14 protein-coding genes and 1 pseudogene are annotated in these 14,781 nt (G+C 70.9%); 10 read left to right on the top strand and 5 right to left on the bottom strand.

Going from position 1 to position 14,781, the window contains the following annotated elements; all coding sequences use genetic code 11:
• Nucleotides 1-146 precede the first annotated feature (146 nt).
• The 3 genes from C472_RS05925 to C472_RS05915 all read left to right on the top strand — a co-directional run bounded on the left by C472_RS05925 (nucleotide 147) and on the right by C472_RS05915 (nucleotide 2,923).
• Nucleotides 147-1,625 (top strand): response regulator, encoded by a 1,479-nt coding sequence (locus C472_RS05925; RefSeq protein ID WP_006628900.1) that lies wholly within the window; start codon nucleotides 147-149, stop codon nucleotides 1,623-1,625.
• A gap of 258 nt (nucleotides 1,626-1,883) precedes the next feature.
• On the top strand, nucleotides 1,884-2,162 hold the full coding sequence (locus C472_RS05920; RefSeq protein ID WP_006628899.1) for a hypothetical protein: 279 nt from the start codon (nucleotides 1,884-1,886) through the stop codon (nucleotides 2,160-2,162).
• 80 nt (nucleotides 2,163-2,242) lie between these two features.
• On the top strand, nucleotides 2,243-2,923 hold the full coding sequence (locus C472_RS05915) for a hypothetical protein (RefSeq protein WP_006628898.1): 681 nt from the start codon (nucleotides 2,243-2,245) through the stop codon (nucleotides 2,921-2,923).
• A gap of 19 nt (nucleotides 2,924-2,942) precedes the next feature.
• On the opposite strand, the gene C472_RS05910 is transcribed toward C472_RS05915, so the two are convergent.
• On the bottom strand, nucleotides 2,943-3,800 hold the full coding sequence (locus tag C472_RS05910) for a 3-hydroxyacyl-CoA dehydrogenase family protein (protein ID WP_006628897.1): 858 nt from the start codon (nucleotides 3,798-3,800) through the stop codon (nucleotides 2,943-2,945).
• A gap of 214 nt (nucleotides 3,801-4,014) precedes the next feature.
• Here C472_RS05910 and C472_RS05905 point away from each other — a divergent pair, with 214 nt between their 5' ends.
• The 3 genes from C472_RS05905 (at nucleotide 4,015) to C472_RS05895 (ending at nucleotide 7,699) form a co-directional block, all read left to right on the top strand.
• On the top strand, nucleotides 4,015-4,818 hold the full coding sequence (locus C472_RS05905; RefSeq protein ID WP_006628896.1) for a class I fructose-bisphosphate aldolase: 804 nt from the start codon (nucleotides 4,015-4,017) through the stop codon (nucleotides 4,816-4,818).
• Nucleotides 4,818-5,762 (top strand): class 1 fructose-bisphosphatase, encoded by a 945-nt coding sequence (locus C472_RS05900; protein WP_006628895.1) that lies wholly within the window; start codon nucleotides 4,818-4,820, stop codon nucleotides 5,760-5,762. The genes C472_RS05905 and C472_RS05900 overlap by 1 nt, the downstream gene beginning before the upstream one ends.
• A gap of 125 nt (nucleotides 5,763-5,887) precedes the next feature.
• Nucleotides 5,888-7,699 (top strand): acyl-CoA carboxylase subunit beta, encoded by a 1,812-nt coding sequence (locus C472_RS05895; RefSeq protein ID WP_006628894.1) that lies wholly within the window; start codon nucleotides 5,888-5,890, stop codon nucleotides 7,697-7,699.
• 17 nt (nucleotides 7,700-7,716) lie between these two features.
• On the opposite strand, the gene C472_RS05890 is transcribed toward C472_RS05895, so the two are convergent.
• Entirely contained in the window at nucleotides 7,717-8,265 is a 549-nt protein-coding gene (locus C472_RS05890; RefSeq protein ID WP_006628893.1) for a DedA family protein, read from the bottom strand.
• Between the two features lie 157 nt (nucleotides 8,266-8,422).
• Here C472_RS05890 and C472_RS05885 point away from each other — a divergent pair, with 157 nt between their 5' ends.
• Together C472_RS05885 and gfo6 are read left to right on the top strand one after the other, a co-directional pair.
• The gene (locus C472_RS05885) at nucleotides 8,423-8,950 is read left to right on the top strand and encodes a redoxin domain-containing protein (RefSeq protein WP_006628892.1); all 528 of its coding nucleotides are present in this window, start codon (nucleotides 8,423-8,425) and stop codon (nucleotides 8,948-8,950) included.
• Nucleotides 8,951-9,022: 72 nt separating this feature from the next.
• Nucleotides 9,023-10,135: a D-xylose 1-dehydrogenase Gfo6 gene (gene gfo6, locus C472_RS05880; protein ID WP_006628891.1), complete on the top strand. Its 1,113-nt coding sequence runs from the start codon at nucleotides 9,023-9,025 to the stop codon at nucleotides 10,133-10,135.
• A gap of 10 nt (nucleotides 10,136-10,145) precedes the next feature.
• On the opposite strand, the gene C472_RS05875 is transcribed toward gfo6, so the two are convergent.
• Nucleotides 10,146-10,982, bottom strand: coding sequence for an aldo/keto reductase (locus tag C472_RS05875; RefSeq protein WP_006628890.1), 837 nt, complete (start codon nucleotides 10,980-10,982; stop codon nucleotides 10,146-10,148).
• Nucleotides 10,983-11,467: 485 nt separating this feature from the next.
• Here C472_RS05875 and cdd point away from each other — a divergent pair, with 485 nt between their 5' ends.
• Nucleotides 11,468-11,896 (top strand): cytidine deaminase, encoded by a 429-nt coding sequence (gene cdd, locus C472_RS05870; protein WP_006628889.1) that lies wholly within the window; start codon nucleotides 11,468-11,470, stop codon nucleotides 11,894-11,896.
• Between the two features lie 110 nt (nucleotides 11,897-12,006).
• Here cdd and C472_RS05865 read toward each other — a convergent pair whose 3' ends face one another.
• Together C472_RS05865 and C472_RS05860 are read right to left on the bottom strand one after the other, a co-directional pair.
• The gene (locus tag C472_RS05865; protein WP_006628888.1) at nucleotides 12,007-13,500 is read right to left on the bottom strand and encodes an amidohydrolase family protein; all 1,494 of its coding nucleotides are present in this window, start codon (nucleotides 13,498-13,500) and stop codon (nucleotides 12,007-12,009) included.
• A gap of 160 nt (nucleotides 13,501-13,660) precedes the next feature.
• The gene (locus C472_RS05860; RefSeq protein WP_006628887.1) at nucleotides 13,661-14,422 is read right to left on the bottom strand and encodes a helix-turn-helix domain-containing protein; all 762 of its coding nucleotides are present in this window, start codon (nucleotides 14,420-14,422) and stop codon (nucleotides 13,661-13,663) included.
• Nucleotides 14,423-14,574: 152 nt separating this feature from the next.
• On the opposite strand from C472_RS05860, the pseudogene C472_RS05855 reads away from it, so the two are divergent.
• Nucleotides 14,575-14,781, top strand: a pseudogene (locus C472_RS05855) (hypothetical protein); the annotation flags it as partial.

The raw sequence follows: 14,781 nt of genomic DNA, 5'->3' as shown, positions 1-14,781 counted from the left end.
TCCGTCGGAGATTATCAGAAACGGAAAAATGACGGGAGGGTATATACTTCGGCTCCAGACACGTCTGTCAACGGCAGCGTGCCTGCATCGCCGTCGCGAGCGAGGCGATCGCCTCCGGGCCCGACCGCGACTTCCACCGTGACCGCATGACCGACCAGAACGCCACCACCGACCGCGCCGGGAACGAGATCCCCCCGACCGCGGCGCACTCGGACGGCGGCGACATCACCGTCTTACACGTCGACGACGATGAGTCCCTCGTCGAGATGGCCGCTACGTTCGTCGAGCGTCAGAACGACGCCATCACGGTCGTCACCGCTACCAGCCCCGCCGCGGCCCTCGACATATTAAAAGAGCGCTCCGTCGACTGCGTCGTCAGCGACTACAACATGCCCGAGACCGACGGGTTGGGGCTCCTTCGCATCCTCCGCGACGAGTACCCCGACCTCCCCTTTATTCTGTACACAGGGCGCGGGAGCGAGGAGATCGCGAGCGACGCCATCTCGGCGGGCGTCACCGACTACCTACAGAAGGAGACCGGGGTCGACCAGTACGCCGTCCTGGCGAATCGCATCGCGAACGCGGTCGCGCAGCACCGGGCCGAGCGCGCGGTCGCGGCAACGCGGGACCGCTTCCGGAAGCTCATCGAGGAGTCCACCGACGTCATCTCGATCGTCGACGCGAACGGCCGGTGGCAGTACCTCTCCCCGTCGGCGGAGCGCGTGCTGGGCTACGACCCCGACGAGCTCGTCGGCGACGTCGGCTTCGACTACGTCCACCCCGACGACCGCCCCGCCGCGGTCGAGAAGTTCTCGGAGACGGTCGAGCACCCCGACCGGGTCTCAGCGGCCGAGTTCCGCTTCGACCATCCGGACGGCTGGGTCTGGCTGGAGAACTACGCCCGGAACATGGTGGACGACGCGACGATCGGCGGGTTCGTCGTCCACACGCGGGAGGTAACCGAGCGCGTCAGGCGCGAACAGGAGCTCGAGCGGCAGAACGAACGCTTAGAGGCGGTCATCGACACGATATCCAACGACCTCCGGGGCCCGTTACGCACGGCGGACGCGAACCTCGAACTCGTCCGGAACGCCGTCGACGAGGCGGCGGTCGACGACGCGGCCGTCGACGAGACCCGCGCGGCGCTCGACCGGATGGACGGGCTGATCGACGACCTCCTCTCGTTCGCTCAGGAGGGGGAGGGGGTGGACGATCTCCGGCCGGTCGACGTCAAGGCCGCCGCGACGGCGGCGTGGCGGACCGTCGAGACGGGCGCGGCGTCGTTCACCTGCGAGCCGTCGGCCGCGGTCCTCGCGGACCGGAGCCGGCTCGAGCGGCTCTTCGAGAACCTGTTCCGAAACGTGGCGAGACACGGCGGGCCGGACGCGACCGTCTCCGCGGGAACGACCGACGAGGGGTTCTACGTTGCGGACGACGGCGTCGGCGTCGCCGTCGACGAGGTCGACCGGATCTTCGAGTCCGGCTACTCGACGGCGTCGCAGGAGACGGGATTCGGGCTCTCCATCGTGCGGCAGATCGCGCAGGTCCACGGCTGGACGGTGACCGCGTTCGAGGACCGCGCCGGCGGGGTCCGGGTCGAGTTCACCGGCGTCGAGTTCGCCTGACGGCTTCCGGACCGCCGCTCCTTAATCCGACGCCGCGAGCGTCTCGACCACCCGTTCGACGGCCTCCGTCACGCTTCCCTCGTTCCCGACGAACTGGACCGGAGCGGTCCGCTCGCGGGCGTACTCAAGCGCCGCGGTTCAGTTGAGGTCCTGCTCGAACTCGACCTCCCGTTCCGTGGCCGACGCCGAGCCGCGGCCGCTCTCGCCGCGGCGGTCGACGACGCGTCTTTTATCTCGGGCGCGGCCGAACCGCCGCCCGTGCCGAGCGACCGCCTCCGCTGCGTCGAGTGTCGCGAACCGATCCCCGTCGACGCGCGGATCTGCCCGCACTGCCGGGCCGTCCAGCCGTCGCCGCTGCTCGACGTCGGCGTCGTCGTCGCCGGCGTGTTCGCGCTGCTTTTCGGCGTCGTCCTCGCGGTGATGACCGTCGGGGCCAGCCGCCTGCTCGGGTTCCTCCTGCTCGTCGTCGGCTTCGGCCTCGCCGTCGGCGGCTACACGCGATACATCGACCGACAGGCGGCGAGCCGGGCGCGGTAGCGTCGGTTCGCGCCTCGGAACCGCGCTTCCCGTCGTCGCGCTCGCGACAATTTAAGTGCGAGCGCGAGCCACGGTAGCGTATGCTCACCCCACTCAACGGCGGCCTGGTCCTCGCGGGGCTGGCGCTCGCGTTCGTCGGCGCGGCGGTCTCCGTCTACGCGGTGACGCTGACGGGGCTGCTCGTCGGTGCCGGTGCCGGGTACCTGTTCGCGCCGAACGTCGTCGGCCTCGTCGCGGTCGACGGCGCGGTCCTGACCGCGGGCGCGGTCGCGGTCGGCGGCCTGATCGGCGGCTTCCTCGCGTACGCCGGCCTCTCGTTCGCGGTGCTCGGGATCGGCGGCGTCGTGGGCGGCTTCGCCGGCCGGTTCGCCGTCGGCCCGGTGTACGCGGCGGACGCGGCGGGGATCGAGGGGACGGCGCTGCTCGTCGGCGCGACGCTCGCGGGCGTCGCGGTCGGCGCGCTGTTCGGGTTCGTCCTCACCCGGACGACGCTCGTGATCGCGTCCGCGCTCATCGGCGCGGCGTTCGCGTCGCGGTCGCTCACCCCCGCGAGCTTCGAGGCGGCCGCCGCGGAGACGACCGTCGAACCCCTCCTCTTCGACCTGTCCAAGCCGGCTTTCCTCGCGGTGTTCGTCCTCGGCGCGCTCTCGCAGCTCGGGCTGTTCCGGTTCGGCTACGTGACGAAGCTGGTCGGACTGCTGCCGGGCGCGCGCCGCTGGACCGCGGACGACGACCGCGACGGCGACGCGGACGCGGCCTGAGTCGACGACCGGCCGACCCCTATTCGTACTCGTAGAAGCCGCGACCGGTCTTCTTGCCGAGGTCGCCCGCCTCGACCTTCCGCTTGAGGAGGTAGGCGGGCTTGTAGCGGTCGCCGAGCTCCTCGTGGAGCGTCTCGCTGGCGTCGAGCGCCACGTCCAGCCCGATGTGGTCGGCGAGTTCGAGCGGTCCCATCGGGACGTTCGTGCCGAGCTTCATCCCGCGGTCGATGTCGGCCTTGTCGGCGACGCCCTCGTCGTACGCCCGGATCCCCTCGTTTATCCACGGCATCAGGATGCGGTTGGTGACGAATCCGGGCTTGTCGTCGGCCTCCCACGTCTCCTTGCCGAGGTCCTCGGCGAACGCGTGCGCGAAGTCGACCACCTCGTCCGCGGTGCGCTCGCCCACCACGACCTCGACGCCGTCCATGATCGGCACGGGGTTCATGAAGTGGAGGCCGACCACGTCGCTCGCGCGGTCCGTGGCGCTCGCGACGCTCGTGATAGAGAGCGTGGAGGTGTTCGTCGCGAGGACCGCGTCGTCGTCGGTGACCCGGTCGAGGTCGCCGAACACCTCCCGTTTCACGTCGAGGTCCTCGATCACGGCCTCGATCACCACGTCGGCGGCCGCGAGGTCGCCGAGGTCGGTGGTGCCGGTGATCCGGTCGCGGATCGCCCCCGGATCCTCGTCGAGCGCGCCTTTCCCGGCCAGCCGGTCCAGGCTGTCCGCGACGCTGTCGAGGCCGCGGTCGACGTACTCGCGCTCGACGTCCCGCATCACCACGTCGTAGCCCGCCGTCGCCGCGACCTGTGCGATCCCGTTGCCCATCGTTCCCGCCCCGACGACGCCGACCACGTCGACTTCGGATAGCGCTCGCATGCGAACCGCTGCCGCGCCGCGGGTGGTAAGTATTGCGGAACGGGGGGCGCACGCCGCCGTCGGCCACAGAAATTAACAATTTGAGTAGTAACGAACGCAGCGATCGAGACGCGAAGAGACGGGTGAATGGTGGGCTGTTCGGCCCGATCCGGTTTCTTTACGCCTACCGGACTCACCGCAGCCCTTTTTATGGATGTGACTGAACTACGTACTGATGCTTCCCCACGCCGCCGACTCCATCTCGCGCGACGGCAAGTCGCTCATCCTCGCGTACGACCACGGGCTCGAACACGGGCCGGTCGACTTCGAGCCGAACCCGGCCACCGCCGACCCGGAGCGGCTCTTCGAGCTCGCCACCCACGACGCGGTCACCGCGCTGGCCGTCCAGAAGGGGATCGCGGAGGCGTACTACCCCGACTACGAGGACGACGTGAACCTCCTCCTCAAGCTCAACGGCACGTCGAACCTCTGGATGGGCGAGCCGGACAGCCCCGTCAACTGCTCGGCCGAGTACGCCGCGGGGCTCGGTGCCGACGCGATCGGATTCACCCTCTACGGGGGGTCGAACCACGAGGTCGAGATGGCCGAGGAGTTCCGGGAGGCCCAGGAGACGGCCCGCGAACACGAGATGGGCGTCGTCATGTGGTCGTACCCGCGCGGGCAGGGGGTCAAAAACGACACCAAGCCCGACACCATCTCGTACGCGGCCCGGCTCGGGCTGGAGCTCGGTGCCGACCTCGTGAAGGTGAAGTACCCCGGCTCCGCGGCGGCGATGGGCGAGGCGGTCCGCATGGCCGGGCCGACCGAGGTGGTGATGTCCGGCGGGACGATGCGCGACGACGCGGCGTTCCTCCGGAACGTCTCCGAGGCGATCGAGGCGGGTGCCCGGGGGCTCGCCGTCGGCCGCAACGTCTTCCAGCGCGACGAGCCCGAGCGCATCCTCGACGCCCTCGAAGCGGTCGTCTTCGAGGAGGCGGACCCCGAGGCGGCGCTCGCCGCCGCCGGGAGCGCCGACTGATGGTCCCCCCGACGCCCGTCACCGACGGCGGGGGCTCGCCCGGGGGTGACGATCCGGTCGTCGCGGCGGTCTTCGACGCGGTCGCGGCGACGGCCCCCGAGGTCCGCGCCGCGCTCCCCGGCCGCCGCGTCGAGAGCGGGACGGAGAACGCCTCCGGCGAGTCGGTGCTGGCCGGCGACCTGTACGCCGACGAGCTGCTCGGCGACGCGATCACGGCGATCGACGGCGTCGGCTCGTTCGTCAGCGAGGAGCGCGAGACCGCGGTCGACGCCGGCGGGTCGGTCGGCGGCGGGGCGGGCGAGGGCGCGGACGGTCCCCCGTACGCGGTCGCGATCGACCCCCTCGACGGCTCCTCGAACCTCCGGTCGAACAACGCGATGGGGACCGTTGTCGGCGTGTATGACACGCCGCTCCCCGCGACCGGCCGCGACCTCGTCGCCGCCGGCTACGTGCTGTACGGGCCGATCACGACGATGGTCGTCGCCGACGAGGCGGGCGTCCGCGAGGAGGTGATCGAGCGCGACGGCGACGGCGGCGTCGAGCGCTCGGTCGTGGACGACGACCTGCGGCTCCCCAACGACCCGCTCGTCTACGGGTTCGGCGGGCGCGTGCCGGACTGGCCCGACGCGTTCACCGCCTACGCCCGCGAGATCGAGGACGAACTGAAGCTCCGGTACGGCGGGGCGATGGTCGGCGACGTGAACCAGGTGCTCACGTACGGCGGCGTCTTCGCGTACCCGGCGCTCGAAAGCGCGCCGGAGGGGAAGCTCCGGCTCTCCTTCGAGGCGAACCCAATCGCCTACATCGTCGAGCGCGCCGGCGGCGCGGCGACCGACGGCGAGCGCGACATCCTCGACGTCGAACCGGAGGGCGTCCACGACCGCGTCCCGCTGTACGTCGGCACCGAGGAGTTAGTCGAGCGGCTGAAGGCGGCGCTGGACTGACCGATCATCCCGAGAACCGGTCGGGCGTTCCCCGGGAGCCGACCGGGAAGCGACCGCGGACCGTCCGCGGTCGCCCTCGAACCCGCATGGAAAACTGTTTAGGATCTACCGCAAATCTTGCGTCCATGAAAGTCCACGTCGGCGCGGCGGCGACTCCCGAGGAGGCCGAGGCGATCGCGAAGTCGCTCGCGGAACACCTCGGCGTCGACGTCGACGTCCACGTCGGCGACGAGGAGACCCCCGCCGCCAGCGCCGAGCCCCCGGAGCCGAGCTACCCGCTCGACGACAACCTCGGTCCCACGGACCGCGAGCGCGACCTCCGGGCCGAGATCGACGACATCCTACAGGGCGGACCGGAGAAGTACCGCGACCGCCTCTCGGAGCAGGGGAAGCTGTTCGTCCGCGACCGCCTCGACCTCTGGTTCGGCGGGGAGGACGGCACCCGCGGGGCCGGCGACGCGAGCGCGTCCGGCGGCGGCCCGGCGGGCGTGAAGTTCGAGGACGGGAAGTTCGCCGGGTTCGACGACTGGCACCCGAACGCGCCGGCCGACGAGGGCGGCGAGGGGAACGAGGCGGGCGGCGACCGCCTCCCGGGCGACGGCCTGCTGACCGGCGCGGCGGAGTTCGAGGGCCGCGACGTCCACTTCATGGCCAACGACTTCACCGTGAAGGCGGGGTCGATGGCGTCGAAGGGCGTCGAGAAGTTCCTCCGCATGCAACAGCGCGCGCTGAAGACGGGGAACCCGGTGCTCTACCTGATGGACTCCTCCGGCGGCCGGATCGACCAGCAGACGGGCTTCTTCGCCAACCGCGAGGGGATCGGGAAGTACTACTACAACCACTCGATGCTGTCGGGCGCGGTGCCGCAGATCTGCGTCCTCTACGGCCCGTGTATCGCCGGAGCCGCTTACACGCCCGTCTTCGCCGACTTCACGGTGATGGTCGAGGGGATGTCGGCGATGGCGATCGCCTCGCCGCGGATGGTGGAGATGGTCACCGGCGAGGAGATCGAGATGGAGGATCTGGGCGGCCCCCGCGTCCACGCCGAGGAGTCCGGCTCCGCCGACCTCGTCGCGCGCGACGAGGAACACGCCCGCGAGTTGGTGTCGGACCTGATCGGCTACCTCCCCGATCAGGCCGGCGAGAAGGCCCCGAAACAAGAGACGAAGCCGCCGAAGTTCTCGCCCGAGGGGATAGACGAGCTGATCCCGGAGTCGCCGAACCGCGCGTACGACGCCCACGACCTGCTCGACCGGATCGCCGACGCCGAGTCGGTGTTCGAGCTGAAGGAGGGGTACGGGCCGGAGATCGTCACCGCCTTCTGCCGGATCGACGGCCGGTCGGTCGGCGTCGTCGCCAACCAGCCGACGGAGCGGTCGGGGGCCATCTTCCCGGACGCCGCGGAGAAGGCCGCGGAGTTCATCTGGACCTGCGACGCCTACGAGATCCCGCTGCTGTACCTCTGTGACACGCCCGGCTTCATGGCCGGGTCGCAGGTCGAGAAGGACGCGATCTTAGAGAAGGGGAAGAAGATGATCTACGCCACCTCCTCCGCGACGGTCCCGAAACAGACCGTCGTCGTCCGCAAGGCGTACGGCGCGGGGATCTACGCGATGGGCGGGCCGGCCTACGACCCCGAGAGCGTTATCGGGCTCCCCTCCGGCGAGATCGGCATCATGGGGCCGGAGGCGGCTATCAACGCCGTCTACGCCCGGAAGCTCGCCGAGATCGACGACGAGGAAGAGCGCGCGGCGGAAGAGGAACGCCTGCGCGAGGAGTACCGCGAGGGGATCGACGTTCACCGGATGGCGAGCGAGGTCGTCATCGACGAGATCGTTCCCCCCTCCGACCTCCGCGCCGAACTGGCCGCCCGGTTCGACTTCTACGAGGACGTTCGGAAGGACCTGCCCGACAAGAAACACGGAACCGTCCTCTGAGGGTCGGACGGTCCGGACTACAGCGACGCGGCCAACTCGCCGCCGACGAGCCCGAGGACGCCGCCGAACCCGAGCGCCACCGCGACGCCGACCGCCAGCAGCGCGCCGACGTACGCGGCGGAGCCGACGAGCGACGCGGCGGCGAACCGCGGCCCGGAGACGGTCGAGGCGTTCGCGGTCGGGACGGCGAGCCACCCGCGCGTGCCAGGGACCGCGTTCGAGACTGCGACCGCCGGGAGCCCCCACCGGTCGAGCCAGCGCGCCGCGCCGTCGAGGCGTCCGGCCCCGACCGGCACCGCCCTGAACTCCGTGGGGTCCACGTCGAACCGGCGGACGGCGACGAAGACGGCCGACTGCCCGATCGTCGCGCCGCCAACCGCCGCGGCGAACACCGGCAGGACCGCGACCGCCTCGACGCCCGCGGCGACCACCGCCGCGACGAACAGGGTCCGCGCCGGCAGCACCTTCCCCACGAGCGCGCCCTCCAAGGCGAACACGACGAAGATCGCCGCGGCCCCGTAGGTGGCGACGAGGGCGAGCGCCGTCTCCGCGTGGGCTCCGATCACGGTTCACTTCCGCGTCCCACGCGTAAAACACCCACCGGAACGGTCGGTAGCACGACTCACGCGTCTATTTTGTCAGAATTGGGTCGCAATCGCCCGACCCGGCCCCCAGCGCCGCGTCGGGGGCGGTTATTTGTTCCTCACGCACGCACCGGCTCGTATGATCGGCGTCGGCGACACGGCCCCCGACTTTATCGCCCCGGCGGTCAGCGGTGAAACCGCGACCGAGCTGGAGCTGTACCGCCTCGTCGAGGCCCACGAGGCCGTCGCCCTCGCTTTCGCGCCCGCGACGTTCGTGCCGGCCTGTACCGCCGCGTTCGCCGCGGTCCGCGACGCGGGGTGGAGCGACCGCGACGACCTCGCCGTCGTCGCGCTCACCGGCGACTCGCTGTACGCCGGGTTCGCGTACGCCGACCGGTTCGACCTCCCGTTCCCGGTCGTCGCCGACTTCCACGGCGGCGTCGCGGAGTCGTACGACCTGCTCGCGCCGTCGTGGGAGGGCCACTCCGACGTCCCGCGCCGCGCGACGGTCGTGATCGACGGCGACTGGACCGTCCGGTTCGCCGAGGCGGCGGCCGACGCGTTCGACCGCGCGGACCCCGCGCCCGTCGAGAACGCGACGGGGGCGCTCCGCGAGATCGGTCTCGACGTCGACCGACCGCGAGTGAAGTACGACGGGGCGTGGTGAGGATACCGATGGCGACGCTGGCGGTCCGCTGACTCGCCGGGTTATTTGACGTACCCGCGCCGAGGCCCGGACATGGAAGCCGCCTTCGCGGAGTACCTCGACGAGTTCACGCGCCGGGACTGGGAGACGCTCGATCCGGCTGCCGTCACCGACCCCGTCCGGGTCGCGGTCGTCGGTCTCGGCTGGTTCGCCCGCGAGTGGGCGCTGCCCGGCATCGAGCGGTCGGCGTACACCGAGGCGACCGTCGTCACCGACGCCGACGCCGCCGCCGTCGAGGCGGTCGCCGCCGAGCGCGACGTGACAGGCGTCACCCCCGAGGAGCTCCGGTCCGGCGCGGCCGCGGAGGCGTACGACGCGGTGTACGTCGCGACGCCGAACGCGACCCATCTGGAGTACGTCCGCGCGGCCGCGGACCAGGGGAAGGCCGTCCTCTGCGAGAAGCCGCTGGAGGCGACGCCGGAGCGCGCGCGGCGGCTCGTGGCCGCGTGTCGTGACGCCGGCGTCCCGCTGATGGTCGGCTACCGGATGCAGACCGACCCCGCCGTCCGGCGGCTCCGCGACCTCCTCGACGCGGGCGTCGCCGGCGACGTGGTTCACGTCCACGCGACGATGTCGCAGACGATGCTCGGCGAACTCGGCGGCGACGCGGACCAGTGGCGGCTCGACCCGGAGCTGTCGGGCGGCGGCGCGCTCATGGACCTCGGCGTCTACCCGATCAACACGACGCGGTTCGCGCTCGGCGCGGACCCGGTCCGCGTCTCCGGGCGGACCCGCTCGGAGCACGCGGCGTTCGCCGACGTCGACGAGCACGCGACGTTCCGGCTGGAGTTCCCCGGCGACGTGGACGCGCTGTGTACGGTGAGCCAGAACGCCCAGCACGCCAGCCGGCTGGAGGTGACCGGCACGGAGGCCAGACTGATTCTGGACCCGGCGTTCTACGAGCGGGAGGACCGCGGGTTCGCCGTCGTCCGCGACGGCACCAGAGTCGACGTGGACTTCGATCAGGTCCACCAGATCGAAGAGGAGTTCGCCTACTTCGGCCACCACCTGCTGGCGGACGAGCCGTTCCACCCGGACGGCGAGCACGCCCTCGTCGACGTGCGCGCGCTCGACGGGATCTACGAGTCGGCCGAGACCGGCGAGCCGGTCGCGCTCGACGCCGACGGCGGCGGCGACGCGGCCTGACCCCGGACTCCTACTGCTCGATACCGTACACGTCGCTCGTCCAGTCGCGGGCGGGGGTGTCGTACACCGGCGCGTCGCGGTCGCGCTCGTCGAGCCGCCGCCGGTCGGCCTCGTCCAGCTCCCAGTCCAGTTCGGCGTTGGCCCGGACGTGGGCCGGCGTCGACGAGCGCGGCAGCGGGACGACGCCGCTGTCGATCGCCCACCGGATCACGACCTGCGCCGGGTGTACCTCGTACTTCTCCGCCAGCTCCGCGACGACCTCGTCGCCGAACACGTCCGTCCGCGCGAGCGGCGCGGCCGCCTCGACGACGGTGTCGGTCTCGCGGCAGTAGTCGACCAGGTCGGGGCGCTGGAACCACGGGTGGAACTCGATCTGGTTGACCGCGATCGGCACGTCCGAAACGTGATGGGCGCAGCTCAGCTGGTACGCGCTGAAGTTCGAGACGCCAACGTCGCGGACGAGGCCGCGCTCGCGCAGCTCCGCCATCGCCCGGAGCGTCTCGCGCAGCGAGATCGCCGGGTTGGGCCAGTGGATGAGGTATAAATCGAGGTAGTCGGTGCCGAGCCGGTCGAGCGACGCCTCGCACGACTCGATCACCGACTCGTAGTTGAGGTTCTTCGCGAGCACCTTCGAGGTGAGGAAGGCGTCGTCGCGGTCGTACTCCGCGAGGGCGTCGCCGATGACGGCCTCGTTGTGGTATCCCTCGGCGGTGTCGATGTGGGCATAGCCCGCGTCGAGGGCCGCCCGAACGCTGTCGGCCGTCTCCTCGTCGTCGAGGTCGTACGTGCCCAGTCCGAGCGCCGGTAGCTCCGCGCCGCTCGGGAGCGTCTTCGTCGGAACGGTCATGCGAGAGGGTTCGCCGGATCGCCGATTGAAACTACCGGTCGGCGAACGGTAGTTCGGATAAAGACCGTGCGGTGGCGCGCGCCTCCGAGGCCGCATCGCGGCCGAGGAGCGCGTGCGAGGGACGCGGCGAACGCGAGCGGCGAAGCCGCGAGCCGTGAGCCGCGAGGCTGGGGAGGTGTGAGGCTGCGGTGCTGTGCGGGGGGGACTCGAAGGGGCAGTCACGAAACCGCCACAGGCGACGCAAGCACCGCAGGGAGTGAGCGGAGCGAACGACCGAGGAGCGCAGCGAGCGTGTGGCGGTTTCGCGACTGGGGCTTCGGCGGTCGTGTCTCCGACGGCGGCTCCGTCACAGTGAGCGACCGAGGCTCCGGCGGTACTCCGATTTCGCGGTGCGAACACGCTCTCTGTGATCTACGCCTTGGCAGGGTCGAACCACCGATCCGCGACACAGTACAGTTATCGGCCCGCCGCCCGACCGCACGGACATGGACGAGCTGATCGCCGCGGCGCGCGACGCCCTCGACGCCGCCCACGTCCCGTACTCCGAGTACCGCGTCGGCGCGGCGCTGGAGACCGCCGACGGAACCGTTTACACCGGCTGTAACATCGAGAACGCCAACTACTCGAACAGCCTCCACGCCGAGGAGGTCGCGCTCGCGGAGGCCGTCAAAGCGGGCCACCGCGAGTTCGAACGGATCGCGGTCTCCTCCGGCGTCCGCGACGGCGTCACCCCCTGCGGGATGTGCCGGCAGAGCCTCGCCGAGTTCGCGGCCGACGACCTCGTCGTCGCCTGCGACGAGGGCGGCGACGCGGTCACGGAGTACGCGCTCGGCGAACTGCTGCCGAACACCATCTCCGAGGGGACGCTCGACGACGCGAGCGAAGCGGGCGAGGCGCGCGACGCCGGCGACTGATCCGGTCGACGCCGCCTCGCCGAAGCCGGCGTTGGGTGTCGCCGCACTCTGGGCACCGGAACGCCCCGTTCTTTCGGACTATCGACGCGTCCGTCGGAGCGCCTCCCGGCTCACTCGGTGAGACCGCTCTCGGAGAGGACCCGCTCGGCGGACGCCTCGAAGGCCTCTCGCTCCTCGGCGAGGAGGTCGTTCGTGAGCGAGCCGTCGCGTTTCACGACCTCGCCGTCGACGACCACGGTGTCGACGTTCCCGACGCCCGCCTGGAACGCCACCGTCTCGACCGGGTTGTTGACCGGCAGCGTGTTGACGTCGCCGCCGTCGATCACGACGAGGTCGGCGCGCTTCCCTGGCGTGATCGAGCCGACGCGGTCCTCCAGCCCGAGCGCCCGAGCACCCTCGATGGTCGCGATCTCCAGCGCCCGGTGCGGGTCGATGGAGACCTCGGTCGTCTGCTCGCCGCGCTCGACGACCGGCTGATTGTCGATCCCGCGCTGGACGCCGACCGCCATGCGGGTCTGCGTGAACATGTCGCCGCTGACGTTCGAGACGATGTCGACGCCGACGGACGGGACCGCGCCCGCGTCCGCCGCCTTCCCGAGGACGGGCGTCCCCATCCCCATCTGGAGTTCGACCTCCGGCGTCGTCGACACCGAGCCGCCGGAGTCGCCGATAAGCGCGAACTCCTCGTCGGCCAGCCGGTTGGCGTGGACGTAGTTGAGGTCGTCGCCGAGCAGCCCCAGCTCCTCCAAGGTGTAGACGCCGCCGCCGCCGAGCGACCCGATGTGCATCGAGGCGGGAACGCCCATCTCGCGGGCGCGGGTGATGTCCTCCTCGACCACTTCCTCGGTGGCGTAGTCGGGGCCGCGGATCCCCATCGCGAGCGTGATCCGGTCGTCGGCCACGGGGAACCGCTCCTCGTGGAGCCGCTCGATGTCGTCCGGGTGCGGCTCCGTGCTCGCCTCCCACCACTTCGCGCCGTCGTCGCCCGGCGGGCCGTGGGTGAACACCGCGCGGATTCCCGCGTCCTCTAAGCCGTCGATCGCGCGGTCGGAGTGGTCCGGGGAGTTGGCGATGTGGAACCAGTCGAGGACCGTCGTCGTCCCGGCGTTGAGCTGTTCGGCGGCACCGAACAGGTTCCCGAGGTAGGCGTCGTCCGGCTCGTAGTGGCTGCTCACCTCGCCGAGCATGATCTCGAGGTAGTCCGTGAACGTCCAGTCGCCCGCGATCCCGCGCACGCCCGCCTGCCACGTGTGGAGGTGCGTGTTGACGAACCCGGGCGCGACGACCGACCCCGACGCGTCGACGACCGTCGCGGCGTCGGCGTCGATGCCCTCGGCGACCTCGACTATCTCGCCGTTCTCGACGTAGATGTCCGCGCGCTCCAACACGCCGATGTCGGGGTCGACGGAGACGACGCTCCCGTCCCGCAGGAGGAGTCCGCCCGAGCCGCTTCCCCCGCCCGAGTCGCTTCCGTTGGACTCGCTACCGCCGTCGCCGCCGGTCGATCCCATACAGCCCGCGACCGAGAGCGAGAGCGCCGCCGCCCCGCCAGTCAGGTAGTTCCGTCGCGACACGCCGCCGTCGTCGTTCGTTCCTCGTCGCATTGTCGACGCCCGTTCCTCGGGGCCGCGGAAGCGTGGGAGTTCGTTCGGTATGTTCCAACCGACCCGATTCGCCGCGTTCCAACCGACCCGACGGCGGGACGAGAGACCGATGGATTCCGGGACGGGAGACCGATGGATTCCGGGGCGAGAAACCGACCGGCTACGTGGCGCTCTCTTCGACCTCAGCGGGGTCAGTCGCGAGTTCGGTGCGCCCGCCGAGGTAGTTCTTGGCGAGCCACGCCTCGGCGCGCGAGACGCGGTACTGGAGCGTCGACACGGGTATCCCCTCCGCCTCCGCGACCTCTTGAAGGGACATCCGGCGCGGGGTGTCGTAGTAGCCGCGTTCGATCGCGGCCCGGAGCGCGTCGCGCTGCTCCGGGGGGAGGTCGTCGGCGTCCGGCCGGTCGGCCGTCCAGTCGGGGGAGCCGTCGACCCGCTCGAACGTCAGTTCGAGGCCGGGCCGGAGGTTCGCTTCGAGCTCCTCGTAGACGGGGCTGAGGGCGCTGTCGTCGTCGACGAGCACGCTCCACTCGTAGGCGTTCCCGTACTGCTGCGCCCGGCAGAGCGCCCCGTCGCCGAGCCGCCGCGTCACGAGGTACGGGATCGACCGACAGCCCTCCCCCTCCGACTGCTTCGAGTAGATGAGCCGGCTCGTCCGCCGCTCGGCGAGCACCTCGTGCTCCCAGTCGAGGTCGCACCCGCCCATCCCCCGGAGGTTCGAACAGCGGGGGAGTTCTTCGAGCCGGCGGTCGTACGCCGCGAGCGCCTCCGGCGGTCCCGTCACCTCGTCGACGCGCCACATCGTCTCGGCGGTCGCGTGACAGGAGACCGTCCGGGAGTACAGCCCCGGGTTCTCGATGAACACGTCCATCAGGTCGTCGGCACCCTCCTCGTAGGTGACCGTGAAATCGAACGCCTGCATGTCCGCCGGTAGGTCGGATCCGTACAAGAACGCACGGTTGGCATATACCGACTCGGCGTCGCGAACCGAAGCGACGGTCCGCCCCCCAGAACCGCGGCGGCGATCGCCCCGAGCCGGAACTACTTTTAAATATCACTCCCAACCGCGAGGACATGACAGATGAGACCGACGCGGACGCTTCCGACGCCGTCGCGGTCGATCACGGCGTCGACTCCCCGGCGTCCGACGCCGAGAGCGAGGACCCAAACGACGAGGCCGGCTACCACGTCGAGGCCGCGCCCGAGGACGTCGCGGACGCGGTTCTCCTCCCCGGCAACCCCGAGCGCGTCGACAAGATCACGGCGCTGTGGGACGACCAC

The organism is Halorubrum tebenquichense DSM 14210 (assembly GCF_000337415.1).
Classification (GTDB): domain Archaea; phylum Halobacteriota; class Halobacteria; order Halobacteriales; family Haloferacaceae; genus Halorubrum; species Halorubrum tebenquichense.
Note: the sequence above shows the minus strand (reverse complement) of the source record. Positions and strands in the feature narration are given on the sequence as shown.